At 45.0% G+C, this 15,184-nt stretch carries 11 protein-coding genes; 6 read left to right on the top strand and 5 right to left on the bottom strand.

Annotated features, from left to right (window positions below; translation table 11 throughout):
* The first annotated feature begins 318 nt into the window (after positions 1-318).
* Together INR79_RS14605 and dacB are read left to right on the top strand one after the other, a co-directional pair.
* A complete protein-coding gene (locus INR79_RS14605) occupies positions 319-1,341 on the top strand; it encodes a porin (RefSeq protein ID WP_004401945.1) in 1,023 nt (340 codons plus the stop codon).
* A 109-nt stretch (positions 1,342-1,450) separates the two neighbouring features.
* Positions 1,451-2,845 (top strand): serine-type D-Ala-D-Ala carboxypeptidase, encoded by a 1,395-nt coding sequence (gene dacB, locus INR79_RS14610; protein WP_223094829.1) that lies wholly within the window; start codon positions 1,451-1,453, stop codon positions 2,843-2,845.
* On the opposite strand, the gene INR79_RS14615 is transcribed toward dacB, so the two are convergent.
* Positions 2,820-3,647 carry a magnesium transporter gene (locus tag INR79_RS14615; protein ID WP_223094831.1) on the bottom strand — a complete coding sequence of 276 codons (828 nt, stop codon included), beginning with the start codon at positions 3,645-3,647 and terminating at the stop codon, positions 2,820-2,822. The two genes, dacB and INR79_RS14615, sit on opposite strands and share 26 nt — an antisense overlap.
* A gap of 479 nt (positions 3,648-4,126) precedes the next feature.
* Here INR79_RS14615 and INR79_RS14620 point away from each other — a divergent pair, with 479 nt between their 5' ends.
* On the top strand, positions 4,127-4,531 hold the full coding sequence (locus tag INR79_RS14620) for a YbaN family protein (RefSeq protein WP_223094833.1): 405 nt from the start codon (positions 4,127-4,129) through the stop codon (positions 4,529-4,531).
* A gap of 59 nt (positions 4,532-4,590) precedes the next feature.
* Here INR79_RS14620 and tyrS read toward each other — a convergent pair whose 3' ends face one another.
* The gene (tyrS, locus tag INR79_RS14625; RefSeq protein ID WP_223094835.1) at positions 4,591-5,778 is read right to left on the bottom strand and encodes a tyrosine--tRNA ligase; all 1,188 of its coding nucleotides are present in this window, start codon (positions 5,776-5,778) and stop codon (positions 4,591-4,593) included.
* Positions 5,779-5,908: 130 nt separating this feature from the next.
* Between tyrS and INR79_RS14630 the strand changes: the two genes are divergently transcribed.
* Positions 5,909-7,201, top strand: coding sequence for a peptidoglycan DD-metalloendopeptidase family protein (locus INR79_RS14630; RefSeq protein ID WP_223094837.1), 1,293 nt, complete (start codon positions 5,909-5,911; stop codon positions 7,199-7,201).
* A 63-nt stretch (positions 7,202-7,264) separates the two neighbouring features.
* Here the strand turns inward: INR79_RS14630 and INR79_RS14635 are convergent, their stop codons facing one another.
* The 3 genes from INR79_RS14635 to erpA all read right to left on the bottom strand — a co-directional run bounded on the left by INR79_RS14635 (position 7,265) and on the right by erpA (position 12,075).
* Entirely contained in the window at positions 7,265-10,399 is a 3,135-nt protein-coding gene (locus INR79_RS14635) for an efflux RND transporter permease subunit (RefSeq protein WP_223094839.1), read from the bottom strand.
* 11 nt (positions 10,400-10,410) lie between these two features.
* Positions 10,411-11,493: an efflux RND transporter periplasmic adaptor subunit gene (locus tag INR79_RS14640; RefSeq protein WP_022595352.1), complete on the bottom strand. Its 1,083-nt coding sequence runs from the start codon at positions 11,491-11,493 to the stop codon at positions 10,411-10,413.
* Between the two features lie 240 nt (positions 11,494-11,733).
* A complete protein-coding gene (gene erpA / locus INR79_RS14645) occupies positions 11,734-12,075 on the bottom strand; it encodes an iron-sulfur cluster insertion protein ErpA (protein ID WP_004401935.1) in 342 nt (113 codons plus the stop codon).
* Between the two features lie 199 nt (positions 12,076-12,274).
* Here erpA and hemL point away from each other — a divergent pair, with 199 nt between their 5' ends.
* Together hemL and INR79_RS14655 are read left to right on the top strand one after the other, a co-directional pair.
* A complete protein-coding gene (gene hemL, locus INR79_RS14650; protein WP_223094841.1) occupies positions 12,275-13,564 on the top strand; it encodes a glutamate-1-semialdehyde 2,1-aminomutase in 1,290 nt (429 codons plus the stop codon).
* A gap of 469 nt (positions 13,565-14,033) precedes the next feature.
* Positions 14,034-15,152, top strand: a complete 1,119-nt coding sequence (locus tag INR79_RS14655; RefSeq protein WP_410482883.1) for an AI-2E family transporter — start codon at positions 14,034-14,036, stop codon at positions 15,150-15,152.
* Positions 15,153-15,184 lie beyond the last annotated feature (32 nt).

Consider the following 15,184-nt stretch of genomic DNA (forward strand, 5'->3'; position numbering starts at 1 on the left):
ACTTATAAATCAAACCTCACCCAAACATAATTCATATAAAAAAATATAAAAAAAATAATTGAGAAAAAAATCAAAAAAATCATTAACCCATTGTTTCTTATAGGTGGATTAATATCAAAAACCTAAAAAAACAATGTTCACTATTTCATTTTATATCATTTTACTAACGGCTAGCTGAACTTTAGGGGTACAACTTCCTCACCTTATAAATGCGAATGAGATCACGCAGTTAGCTGCTGATATCAAACGCATCCCTAAGTGGGCAGGGAATAACCTATCTGCTTATATTTACGGACTAAAATTAGGACTTAGAAAGCAATGAACAAAAAACTGATTGCTCTAGCTGTGGCTGCAGCTGCTAGCACTACTGGCGCTACTGCTGCTGAAATCGCGAAAAACGACAACGCTTCTCTTGAAATGGGTGGTCGTGTTGAAGCGCGTCTATCTCTTAAAGACAACAAAGTAGAAGACAAATCTCGAGTACGTCTAAACTTCCTAGGCAAAACTGAGATCACTGACGAGCTATACGGTCTAGGCTTCTACGAAGGTGAGTTCAAAGCATACAACGAAAGCGGTCACAATGGTCTTAAAGAAGACACCATTGAACACCGTTACGCTTTTGCTGGTATCGGCGGTAACTTCGGTGAAGTGACTTTTGGTACTGTTAAAGGTTCTCTGCAAGCAGTAACTGACTTCACAGATATCATGGCTTACCACGGTAACACTGCTGCTCCTAAAGTAAACGCAGCAGACCGTCCAGATCGCTCTGTAGCATACGCTGGTACTTTTGGTGATTTCGAAGCGCGTGCAAACTACACGTTTGGTTCAGCGACTGCTAACACTTCTACTGACAAAAACGAGAAAGACAACAACGGCGGTTACGCTCTGTCTGGTATCTACAACATCGGTGAAACTGGTGCTCGTGTAACTGCGGCTTACGCAGCTCAAGACGAGTCAGCAACTAAGTCTGTTAAAGAGTTCATGCTTGGTGCTTCTTACGAGTTTGACGCATTTTACGTAGCTGGTCTTTACACCAACATCGACAACCAAGAAGACGGTGCGAACAACGGTTCTAAAGGCGACGGTTACGAACTAGCTGCGGCTTACACTATGGGTCAGGCTAAGTTCACTACGACTTACAACCGTTTGAACAACAAATCAAACGCTGCTAACTCTGATTCAGAAGTAGAAAAAGACAACATCGCTGTTGATGCAACTTACTTCTTCAACGATAACTTCCGTTCATACGTATCTTACAACTTCAATCTGCTAGACTCAGACAAAGTTGGTAAGCTAGGTGCGCAGAATGAAGCTGTTCTAGGTCTACGTTACGACTTCTAATTTAGCTTTCAGCTAAGTTTTATAGAAAAAGCGCTCGCCATAGGTGAGCGTTTTTTTTCATCTATTCTTTGCTACACTGAACATCGATATGCACCTCTGAACTCATATTATGCGAAATTTGATCACTCTGCTTTCTCTTCTGGTTTTTCCCTCTTTTGCTTATGCGCCGTTAGACTCGTTACCTTATGGTTCAAGACACGCTTTGCTAGTGTCTGACAGTATGGGGAATCACTCCATCAATTTAGCCAGTGAGCAATTTTTCCCGCCAGCCAGCACATTAAAAATTGCGACAGCATTGGCAGCCAAGCTGGAATTGGGGGATGATTTTCGTTTCGAGACGCACCTCGAAATACAAGAGAAGAATCTGGTTATTCGCTTTAGTGGCGACCCTGAGCTGAAAACCGAGCATCTAACTGCACTTATCACTAACCTAAAAGCGCAAGGCATTAATCGGTTAGAAAACGTCATATTGGATAACAGCGCATTCAGAGGGTACGAACGTGCGGTGGGGTGGCCTTGGGATATACTGGGGGTTTGCTACAGCGCCCCTGCAAGTGCAATTACTTTAGACAACAACTGTGTACAGGCCTCTATTTCATCCAAACCAAATCAGGCTACATCTGTATTTGTTCCAGCCCACCAGCCTATTAAAGTGACCACCGATGCTTTGAGCCTCAGTAAAATGGCGCAGAAATCCAAACGCTGTGATTTAGAACTTCTGACATCGGAAGGAAACCAATACCACTTATCAGGCTGCATGCAAGAGCGAAGTAGACCACTTCCTCTGAAATTTGCCGTTCAGGACACCACTCTTTACGTTTCGGCAATTATTAAGCGTATTCTTGCAGAGAATGACATTCAGGTTAGTGGGAAGATTTACGCAGATAATGTCGTATCAAAAGGTATTATCATTGCGACTCACCAGTCTGCTCCTTTACCTGAACTGCTGACCATAATGCTGAGAAAGTCTGATAACTTAATCGCTGACAACCTCACGAAAACGCTTGGTGCACGTTTTTATCATCAACCTGGTAGCTTTTCTAATGGCACTGAAGCAATAAAACAGATCTTATTCACCCGAGCAGGTATCAATCTTGAGCATGCGAAGCTTGAAGACGGTTCTGGGTTGTCGCGCAACAACCGACTCACCAGCTCAGATATGGAACAGATTCTAAGGTACATCTGGAAGTATGATGTGAAATTAGGGCTGATCGAGTTGCTTCCTATATCCGGTCAGTCTGGTACGTTAAAATACCGCCAAAGCATGAGAAAGCCCCCTATTGAAGGCAGGCTTGCAGCGAAAAGCGGTTCCCTGTACGGAAGCTACAATATGGCGGGGTTTGTATTGGATGAAAACAACAAACCCCAATCGCTGTTTGTTCAATTTATTACCGACTATCACCCTGTTAAGAGAGATGATGCTCCAAAAGTCATCGCCCCTATTTTTCACTTTGAAAAACAATTCTATAAGGACCTGGTTAACTCAACCCTAAAAAGTAATTAACGACAGTAAAATAGATCCAGATACCGGAAATATCGACAATTGAGGCGAGCACTGGGCTGACTAGTACTGCTGGGTCTAATTTGCATACTCGCGCGAGTATCGGTAGCACACCACCTAACGTTGTAGATAGAGTGATTTGTATAAAGAGCGCGGTGGCAATAGCCATCGCAATCAAATGGAGATCATATTCAGAATTACTGCCTGTACCGCTGAACAAAAGTATTCTCATAGCAATAACCGCGACAACAACCACAGCCAACATTACAGCGATTCGGCTCTCCTTCCACATCACACTAAGCCACTGCCTTTTCTTGAGCTCATTAGTCGCTAAAGCACGAATCACTAATGTCGCCGCCTGAGAGCCCGTGTTTCCGCCAGCCGCGGCAATCACTGGCATGTACACTGCAAGCAATACCAGCTGGCTCAATGTATCCTCATACTGCGCAATGATTAGCCCAGAAACGATGCCAAGCAGTGCTAACGCTAAGATCCAGCCAACTCTCTGCCTGAAATGCTCAAAAACACCTGTGCTTAAATACCCTTTGGTTGTTTCGGCTTCCGAGCGGATTAACCCAAGTTGCATTGCATAGTGCCTTGCTCGTAAGTCGTGCCCTTTTTCTTCCAACTTTTGCAATAAGATATGAACGTGTCTAATTGGGCACATTGCCAGCACGCAAACAGCCTCCTCTATCGGCATTACCGTAAGCAGATGAACTTGTTGCGCTTGTTCGTATTGGAGAAAGGCGCCGTATGCAGCACTGATTTCTGCATCTGAAAAGTGTAGGGTTTGAATAAAGGTCATAGCGAATCTCCCGATTAGCTTTACGTTTGTGCTTCCCAAACGCAAAATGTGATCGACCATGCCAGCTCAGATGTCTGATTTTCACGAGTATTTAGAAGGAAAATATAGAGGCTAATACCCTGCCATTCCGACAAGACATTAGATGTTTCAATGCCGGAAGGTTATTTTTCTCTTTGGCTACTTGGAGGATGGTCGACATTGTTCATAAATAAACTCCTGAAAGCTACTTTATGCAGCCGAAAAATTCTAGCACAATGCTTTGCGTATCGAACTCAATAAAAAGTAAATTTATCAGTAAAATAATCAAACAATATCAATGATATAAGTGAGTTCAATAAAACTGTTATAACTGATTGATCAATAGTACTCCGTATTGATATTGATTCTCATTAAGTGCAAATCTAGAATGGCTGTCCCTATTGCGAATGTCCTATAATAGGGATTGTAACTTTAACTGACCTCAGGCTGATCTTAACCCAATGGAAAAAGTGCAAAGCAATACATCAATTTCAAATGGAAAGCGCATTTTCCTTATCACACTAGGCTGGCTAACTGTTGCTCTTGCCTTTATTGGGGTATTCGTGCCTTTACTTCCTACCGTTCCGTTTTTGCTGGTCACTCTTTACTGTTTTGGTGCAACATCGGAAAAATTCCAGACCTTGTTACTCAACAACAAATACTTAGGTCCTATCGCCAACAGACTGAAGAACAAGCAAGGGCTGACCAAAGCTGAGAAAATTCAGTCCTTAATTTTGATATGGCTTTCGATGGGTGCCGTGCTCTATTTTCTTGCGTGGGGAACGCATTGGCAGTATGGGATCATATCCCTGCTGATATTCGAGACTTGGTTTATTTTGAGGTTCAAGAGTTACGTGCCGGAGTGACGCACGAACTCCTGAAATAGTGGTATTAAAAAACCTGGCATTTGCCAGGTTTTTTGTTTTTATTTCAATGTTACACGAGCGAATTTACGCTTACCGACTTGATAAATCGCTGTGCCTGCTTCTGGTACCAGCTTGTTGTCCGCAACTTTTTCACCGTCAATTTTCGCTGCACCCTGCTTAATCATTCGCATGGCATCAGAAGTCGAATTTACCAAACCAGCTTCTTTTAAAAGGTTCGCAATTGGCAGACCTGCATCGAATTCGAACTCAGGCATTTCGTCTGGCATCGCTCCTTTTTGGAAGCGGTTGATGAACTCTTGCTCGGCTGCATCAGCATCAGCTTCAGTATGGAAGCGTGCGATGATCTCTTTCGCAAGCAAGATCTTCACATCACGTGGGTTTTTGCCATTAGCAATGTCAGTCTTAAACTGCTCAATTTCACCCAGTGGACGGAATGACAATAGCTCGTAGTAGTTCCACATCAGATCATCAGAAATGGACATGATCTTGCCAAACATTTCACTCGGCGACTCACTAATACCAATGTAGTTGTTGGCGGATTTAGACATTTTCTTCTCGCCGTCTAAACCAACAAGCAATGGCATCATCAACACAGCTTGTGGCTTCTGACCGCTCGATTTCTGAAGTTCACGTCCCATCAAAAGGTTAAACTTCTGATCAGTACCACCTAACTCAACATCGGTTTCCATTGCCACGGAATCCCAACCTTGAAGAAGTGGGTACATAAATTCATGAATCGCAATTGGCTGACCACCAGCATAACGCTTTTTAAAATCGTCACGCTCTAGCATACGTGCAACCGTCTGGTTCGCAGCCAGGCGGATCATCCCTTCAGCACCCAACTCAGATAACCACTCAGAGTTAAACTGAATCTTTGTTTTTGCTGGGTCAAGAATTTTGAAAACCTGCTCTTTGTAGGTTTCTGCGTTACGCAGAACATCTTCACGGCTCAAAGGAGGACGCGTGTTATTTTTACCTGTTGGGTCACCTACCATCGCAGTAAAATCACCAATAAGGAAAGTCACTTCATGACCAAGATCCTGGAATGTACGAAGCTTGTTAAAAATAACGGTGTGACCAAGGTGGATATCCGGCGCAGTTGGATCTGCCCCTAGCTTGATGCGTAAAGGACGCCCTTCTTTTAGCTTTTCAATCAATTCTTCTTCAGGAATAAGCTCTTCTACACCACGCTTTATTTCAGCCAGTGCTGCTTCAATACTCGCCATTCTTGTTCACTCCCACAGATTTGGCAAAAATTTGATATTCCGCCATCTTACTTGAATAGCACTCAGTTTTGAAACCAGTTAGACTCAGTAATTGTCTTTTTTATATCATTAACCCAATAAATGGATTCCGATGTCTAAATTCGCACGTCTTTCTCTGCTGCATCGAGTATGGATTGCCTTCTTTTCTGCGATAGTGTTTGGCGCAGTGTTTCTTCTTCCAGACGCCAAAGAGCTCAGACCCAATGATCAAACCCTAGAAGTTGGAAAGGTTTATTCCATTGATATAGATGGTACAAATCTCAGCCCGAGCTACGAACCTAAAACCCTTTCTCTGATTCGCTGGGAAACCCATAAAGTAGGTTCTGGAGAAAGTGCTGCGATTCTGTTTAACCGCATCGGATTGTCTCCGCGTTTGCTGCATAACCTCATCAGTAGCAACAAAGAAATAAATCAGCAGCTCTCCCGGTTAAGACCCGGTGATACGCTAAAATTCGGCTTTGACGAAAATAATGAGCTGATTCATTTGAATCGGCAGCTAAATGCCTTCGAAACCTTCAGTATTACCCGTGCAGATGATAGCTATACCTCTCAACTAAAAAAGAAAGAGGTAAATGTTCAATACAACTATGCCGAAGCCGAAATTACCTCTAACTTTTGGAATGCTGGTGTCACAGCAGGATTAAATGCCAATCAGATTATGGAACTGGCTGGGATCTTTGGTTGGGATATCGACTTCGCTCTGGATATTCGCAAAGGTGACAACTTCCAGGTTCTTTACGAAGAAAAGGTTGTAGAAGGTGAAAAGGTTGGTCGTGGCAATATCATAGCCGCTATTTTTACCAACCAGGGGGATACCTTTAAAGCCATTCGCGACAAGAAAACCGGTAACTACTATGACCAAGATGGTCGAGCCATGAAAAAGGCATTCTTGCGCTCCCCTGTTAACTTCCGGTACGTGAGTTCCAACTTTAACCCAAGACGACTTCATCCAGTAACGGGGCGCGTCAGACCGCACCGAGGCACCGACTATGTGGCCCCTGTTGGAACGCCAATTTGGGCGGCGGGTGACGGCATTGTTGAAAAGGCTGGTTACAACAAATTCAACGGTAACTATGTTTTCATCAGACACAGCAGCACTTACATCACAAAATACCTTCACCTGAAAAAGCGCTCTGTTAAAACTGGTCAGCGGGTAAAACAGGGACAAACAGTGGGAACATTAGGCGGAACTGGTCGTGTAACTGGTCCTCACCTGCATTACGAGTTTTTGGTTAACGGTGTTCATAAAAACCCAAGGACAGTGAAACTACCGGAAGCGAAATCGTTAAAGGGAAAAGCCAAGCAAACCTTTGTTGCTAACTCGAAAATCAGATTAGAGCAACTAGAAAAGTACAAAGTGCTGTTGCAGCCAATAGAAAGCTAGTTCTCTGACATCAATAAAAAACGCCAGCCCAAGGGCTGGCGTTTGCATTTCTGGCTAGCGCTATCAGGAAGCTTTGTCCACCAGTTCTAACTCTGGTTCAGACTCAGGTCTGCTTACTTCTTTAGGTTCACGCCCTAGCATCAATAGGCAAGGAGTGAGTACCAATGTAAGAACCGTGGCAAACGCCAATCCACCCGCAACTGCCGTCGCAAGTTGAGACCACCATTGCGTACTAGGCGCACCAAACTCAATCTTCTGATTGATTAGGTCGATATTCATCTCCAGTACCATAGGTAATAGCCCCAGTATGGTTGTCACGGTTGTTAACATAACAGGTCTCAAACGCTGAACACCGGTTCTCAGAATGGCGGTTGTCTTATCTAGACCACGCTTTCTCAACTGATTGTAGGTATCAATCAATACGATATTGTTGTTCACCACAATACCTGCCAGAGCAATCACACCGATACCGGACATGATGACACCGAAAGGTCGTTGGAATATCAGTAAGCCGACAAAGACGCCTACCGTTGAGAACAGAACCGCACTCAATATCAGTAGCGCCTGATAGAAGCTGTTGAACTGAGTGATCAATATCAGAGCCATGACTGCCAAAGCAATCAGGAAAGCTTTTTGTAAGAAAGCAGAAGAGTTTTGCTGCTCTTCATTCTGACCTCGGATTTTGTATTCCACTCCAGCCGGCAGTTCCAACTCAGACAGTGCCTGCTCAATACCTGGCAATTCGTTGGTCAGGTTATACCCTTCCTTCATGTCTGCCATGATATTGATGATGCGGTGACCGTCGATTCGACTGATCGTATCCTGCTTTTGACTCGGAGTGATCTCAGCAAAGTTGGTAATTGGAACCAGACCCGCCTGAGTTTTCACCCTCAGTTGATCGAAACGCCCGATATCACGCTTGTCTTCAGGGAAACGTACCAAGATGTCGACTTCTTCATTGGCATCATCTGGCAAGTAATCGCCAATCTTCAGACCGTTAGTGACAAACTGAACTGTGTTACCCACCAAAGTGGCGTCCGCAGCAAAGCGCGAAGCGTCATCACGGCGAATGTCGATTTGCCAGTCGATCCCTTCTTTGCTTGAAGTATCGTTCAAGTTAGTAAATGCAGGGTAGGAATCCGCCCAGTGACGAACTATCTTAGCCGCATCATCCAAGCCACTTGGAATACGGGAGGACATTTCAATCACAAGATCATTTTCAACAGGAGGACCTGCGTCAGGGAACTTATATTCGATTTCCACACCAGCGAACTTATCAGTAGTTTCTCGCAGTTCGTCAATAATCACTTTGACCTTACGGCGATACTGCCAGTCTACTGGTGTGATCTGAATTTGCCCGATTTCTTCTTTTCCGCCCGTTTTGGTGTAAACACTTTTAAACTCATCGTGCCCAAGTACAACGGCTTCAACCTCGCGCATGATGGTGTCTTTCTCACGAAGAGACAAATCACCATGAGAACGCACTTTTACGGTAAAGAAAGGGGGATCCACTTCTGGGAAGTACTCCAGTCCTAAGCCCGCTTTATAGTACGTATATCCTACAGCTCCTGCTAATAGGAATGCGGAAAGAAGAATCTTCAAAGGATGCTTTATCGCAACCGACAAGGTCTTGTAGTAAGCCTTGGTTAAACCTGTCGCTTTTTCAAAATCGCCGTCATGCAATGCCACCATCTCAGCTTGTTTAGCAGGTGACACAAATTGAGGCTTACCCAGCAGCCCGCCTAATACTGGAACAAACAGCAGTGCCATAACAAGTGATGCAGACAGCGTTGCGATCAGGGTCAGCGGCAGATACTTCATGAACTCGCCAGTTGTGTCCGGCCAGAACAGAAGTGGAGCGAATGCAGCCAGTGTGGTTGCGGTAGATGCAGTGATTGGCCATGCCATGCGTTTCGCAGCATCCCGATAAGCTTCTCGCTTATGAACGCCTTCCTGCATCCGTCTATCCGCAAACTCAGTAACCACGATTGCGCCGTCCACCAGCATACCGACGGCCATGATCAGTGAGAACAGAACGACGATATTGACGGTAAGACCAAAGATTGCCAACACCAATAGACCAGTTAGGAAAGAGCCAGGAATTGAGACCCCAACCAAAAATGCGGTACGGGTACCTAAAATAGCGATGATCACAATGACCACCAAAATGATGGCGGACAAGATGTTGTTTTGAAGGTCATTAAGCATGATCTTCACATCTTTGGATTCATCCCAAGTGTACTTAACCAACAGGTTCGACGGCCAGTCCTCGCGCTTTTGCGCTTCACTAAGAACGGTTTTTACTAGTTCAACGGTATCAATGATGTTTTCACCGGCACGCTTTTTCACGTCCAAAACGACGGCGGACTCACCATCCAAACGAGCATAGCTTTCCGGGTCACGAAACGCACGTCTGACTGTGGCGATGTCTCCAAAGGTAATGACCTGCTTCCCATCAACTTTGACCGGCAATTCCAGAACATCTTTCAAAGAATCAAAAACAGAAGGGACTTTTACCGAGAACCGACCATAACCGGTATCGACAAAACCCGCGGCAACCACCTTATTATTCTGAGCAACTAAGTTATATATGTCTCCCTGATCCAGACCATAACTTTCCATAAGAAGGGGGTCGACAATGATTTCCACAACATCATCGCGGTCACCAGCAATATCAACCTCCAGAACTTGTCGGAAACCTTCAAGTTTGTCGCGGATCTGGCGACCAATCTGGACGATGGTGCGCTCTGGCACTGTGCCATAAAGCACCACCGAAAGAACGGGCTGTGCCGATGCCAACGTCACTTCGTTGACAGTGGGCTCGTCGCTGTCCGCTGGAAGCTTAGGTTTTGCTAAATCTACCGCTTCACGTACGTCGGACATGGCTTTATTCAAGTCCACACCAACATTGAACTCTAACATGACTGAAGCGTGCCCTTCAGATGCCGTTGAGTTCATCTCTTTCACGCCTTCAATCGAACGCAGTTCTTGCTCAATCGGGCGAACAAGCAATCGCTCTGAATCACCAGGAGAGATACCTTGGTGACCAACAGACACGTAAATAATAGGAATGGTAATATCGGGGCTGGATTCTTTAGGAATCGCCTGATACGTCAAAGCGCCCGCAACAAGAATCAGGATCAGGAAGGTGATCATGGTCCTACTGCGAGATAACGCTGCATCTATCACGGAGTACATAATTCAGTCTCCTACTGACGAATGGCAACTACGGAGTCGCCATCGCGAACGAATCCTTGTCCAACAGTGATGATTTCGACCTGCTTTCCAAGCCCCGTCAACCAAACTCCATCCTGTTCTGCTTTAACCAGTTGGATAGGAACAAATTTCACTTTGTCTTCTGCCTGAACGGTCTTAACACCCAGATTTCCAGCCTCATCCAAAGCCAGCATCGCCGGAGTGACTTTTATTGCCAGCTGAGTAGCAAGTTGCAAATCCACTTCAGCACTGACACCAGCAGATGTTCTCTGCCCTTGGTTAGGAATCTCGACTTCGATAGCAAATGTATTGGTCGCAGGTGAGGAGACTCTGGAAATGTATCGCAGATGTCCTTCTACTTCCTGACCAGTTACCAGACGAACATGGGCTTTTTTATTAAGCTTGAGCTGGTCTACGTGGCGTTCACTGACATCGGCTTCAATCACCAGAGTAGATAAATCGAGTACCTTCGCAACAGGGTCGCCAATGCCTACAAAATCACCCACTTCAATCATCATGTCTTCAATCACGCCACTAAAAGGGGCTTTGACTTCAGTGTTGCTTAGTGCCAGTTGCGCATTTCTCACACCAGCACGAGCTTCCGTGAGAGCAGCCTGTGCAGTGCTGTAGGCAACTTCACCTTGAAGCCCACGCTTTTTCAAAGAGTTGGCAGCTTTGAATTCTTTTTCTTTTACCGAGAGAATGGCTCTGGCTTTCTCAAGCCTGATGTCCAGATCACCCTTATCAATTTGAGCAATAGCCTGCCCTTTTTTAACGGCATCACCTTTACTGACTTTCAAAGCAATGATTTTACCTGCGATTTCAGCACCAAGAGTGGCTTCTCGGTTGGGAGCGGTTCGACCATAAAGGTTGACGCTTTTTGCGGTAGGTTCTGCGCTAAAACTGCTGACGACAACTTTAGCGAGTGGCACTGGCTCTTCTTTTTTTTCAGCAGTTGGATTCTCTTCTGCTCGAAGCATTCCTAAACCAAGCCAAACGGTGAGAACTGTAACGAGTATGAGGGAAACCAGCCAGGGGCGTTGAGAAAAAAAGCCATTAATTCTTGCAATTGGCATACTAATTCCTTGTTATTTTTTTGCCTTTTACGACATCCTAACGCAAAAGGCTCAATCTTAGTTGAATTATATCGGAGATACCTTAAACCAAGATTAAGAGCAGGTGGAACAATGCTAATAAAGTATAGAAAACCAGTACAGCGTACTGAGAAAGAAAATGCCACTCAAATCACATAGAAATGAAAAAACCCAGCTTATCGCTGGGTTTTCAAATAATTAAGCTTTGTATCAAAGGTGGGATCAAACGCTAAATGATGCGCCACATCCACAGGTCGTGGTTGCATTTGGGTTGCTTACGAAGAATCGGCTACCCTCCAGCCCCTCAGTGTAATCCACCACACCGCCAATCAGGTATTGCAGGCTCATAGGGTCTACAACCAAAACAACACCGTCGTTTTCAATAATAGTGTCACCTTCGTTGACTGATTCATCAAATGTGAAGCCATACTGAAAACCACTACAACCACCACCAGTGATGTAAACTCGTAATTTCAGCTCAGGATTTTCCTCTTCAGAAATCAGAATTTTAACGCGCGCTGCCGCTGTATCTGAAAAGGACAAGGGTACATTTACTTCGCTCACAACGACCTCTCTCACTCGGCTAATTTGTCAATACGCCGACTTATCTAAATTTACATTATTGGCTGATTATCTAATACCTGACTGCTTCGTTCAAGTATTGCCTAATTCCAACCAGTCCGCACAAAACTTTAAAATGAGTAATGCAAATCCTACCTTTATCGTTACAATGCCTGCGTTCAACTTTTATGAGGATTTCTCCATGACCAAATCAGCCGAGCTGTATCAGAAAGCGCAAGATGTAATTCCGGGAGGGGTTAACTCACCTGTTCGTGCTTTTAATGGTGTCGGTGGCTCGCCACTGTTTATTGAGCGCGCTGACGGTGCTTTCATTTTTGATGCTGATGGAAAAGCTTACATTGACTACGTTGGGTCATGGGGACCTATGATTCTTGGTCACAACCACGTTGCCATTCGCGATGCCGTTATTGAAGCTGCTCATCGCGGTTTAAGTTTTGGTGCGCCAACCGAAATGGAAATAAAAATGGCGGAACTGGTTTCCGAACTGGTTCCTTCAATGGAGCAACTGCGCATGGTGAGTTCAGGTACTGAAGCGACCATGAGTGCCATCCGCCTGGCTCGTGGTTACACGGGTCGCGACAAAATCCTGAAATTCGAGGGTTGCTACCATGGTCACGCTGACAGCTTGCTGGTTAAAGCAGGCTCCGGTGCTCTGACTCTTGGTCAGCCAAGCTCTCCTGGTGTTCCAGCAGATTTTGCGAAATACACACTGACAGCAACATTTAATGACTTAGAATCTGTTAAAGCGCTGTTTGAAGCCAATAAAGATGAGATCGCCTGTATTATCGTTGAACCTGTGGCAGGCAACATGAACTGTATCCCACCTGTCGCTGGTTTCCATGAAGGGTTAAGAGAAATCTGTGACCAGGAAGGCGCTGTACTGATTTTCGATGAAGTTATGACAGGCTTTCGAGTATCTCAAAGCGGTGCGCAGGCGTACTACAATATTCAGCCAGATCTGACCACATTAGGTAAAGTCATTGGTGGCGGAATGCCAGTTGGTGCATTCGGCGGCAAGAAAGAAATCATGCAACACATTGCGCCAACAGGTCCGGTTTATCAGGCGGGAACGCTTTCTGGTAACCCTGTGGCAATGGCGGCAGGTTACGCATGCTTGACTGAGCTGACCCTTGAAGGCAATGAAAAACGATTGGCTGATGTCACTAAGCAACTGGCTGACGGCTTCAAATCGCTGGCGGACAAACATGGTATTCCTCTTGCGGTTAACCAGGTTGGTGCGATGTTTGGTTTCTTCTTTACCGAACAAGCTGAAATCACCAGTTATGAAGATGTCACTAAATGCGATATTGAGCGCTTTAAACGATTCTTCCACTTAATGCTTGAGCACGGTGTGTACCTGGCTCCTTCAGCGTTTGAAGCAAGCTTCACTTCTCTTGCACACGGTCAGAAAGAAATCGAAGCAACTCTGGAAGCGGCAGATCGCTGTTTCGCTATTCTGGCAGCAGAATGACCGAATACACTAAATTTATTGGGGCAGCATTCGCTGCCCTTTTTATTGCCAGTTAACAATCACTAAGATCAAAAGTACAACGACACAAATAGCAAACCAAGGAATTGGCTTTCTAGATTTAGAACATTCCTGCTCTTGCTTACAACACCCCATATCCCAGATGGCCTTATACTCAAACTATCTCAATATGCAGGATTCAGAGCTCCATCTTCTGTTTCAGTTCAAGGAAAAGAGCGCTGCGGAATGACAAGTCCTTTCCAAGCTCTTTGACGATGAAATGAGACATAAGATGAGCTCCCAAGGGCGAGTTTGCTTGGCTTTCATCCTGCGTTACCAATTTTTGATTTAAAATGACTAGATCTACAAATTGTTGCCTTGCCTGAAAGCCAAGCAACTCTCGCTGAATCTAGCATCTTGAGGCAGTTTGAGTATATCATCAGTTGATAACCGACTGTATTGTAGCCATTATATGGCACATACCAACCGATATAAGGTCAATACTGTGCCAGACAAACTGAAACTGTCTTCCAGTCACTGGGTGCTGATCATGGCTTTGCTGGTAGCTGGCTATGCCTGTTACTTACTCGTTCAGCCCTACATCAACTCCATCATCTTGGCATTCATTATTTCTCTGCTGATGTTTCCGGTCCATGAGTGGTTAGAAAACAAGATGCCGAATTACAAGAACACGGCTTCGGTGCTGTCGTGTATTTTGCTTACAGTGATCATTGTTCTGCCACTGCTTGCTGTGTTCGCTGCAATTGTTCAGCAAGGCTCAGGCTTTTCTCAAAACGCCTACAAGTGGATCACTCAGGGTGGGATACAGGAAGCCACAACTCACCCGCTCGTCGTAAAAGGGCTGAGCTTCGTCAATGAATACCTGCCATTTGATAACATCGATCCTCAGCACATTGCACAAAAAGTCGCAGAATTTGTCTCTCAGTTTGGTTCTCAATTGGTCACCTTCAGTGCCAAAGTGCTGGGAGATGCCACTAACTTTCTGATGGACTTTCTGTTGATGCTGTTTGTGCTGTTCTTTTTGTTGAGAGATCACGACAAAATCATCACGGCAGTGCGTCATATCCTTCCTCTTTCTCGCAGCCAGGAAGATCGATTACTGGAAGAGATCGAGAAAGTCTCGAAATCCGCAGTGTTGGGTTCTTTTCTTACCGCAATAGCACAAGGTTTGGCTGGCGGTATTGGCATGTGGCTGGCAGGGTTCCCCGGACTATTCTGGGGTACGATGATGGGATTTGCTTCATTTATCCCTATTGTGGGTACTGCGTTAATCTGGATCCCTGCTGTGATTTATCTCTTCTTTACTGATGATACCGGTTGGGCAATATTCCTCACCATTTGGAGTGTGGTAATTGTAGGTTCCATTGATAACGTTCTCAGACCCTTGTTGATGCAAGGCAGCGCGGGCATGAATACCCTGATGATCTTCTTCTCACTACTGGGAGGGATCCACTTGTTCGGGCTGATCGGGTTGATTTATGGTCCGTTGATCTTCGCGATTACCATGGTGCTGTTTAAGATTTACGAGGAAGAGTTCCAGACTTTCCTTAACAAGCAAGACAACAGCTAGTTTTTCATTTTATTAGGCTTCAAGCGATGGTC

The organism is Vibrio sp. SCSIO 43132 (genome assembly GCF_019904195.1).
In the GTDB taxonomy this organism is placed as follows: Bacteria; Pseudomonadota; Gammaproteobacteria; order Enterobacterales; family Vibrionaceae; genus Vibrio; species Vibrio nigripulchritudo.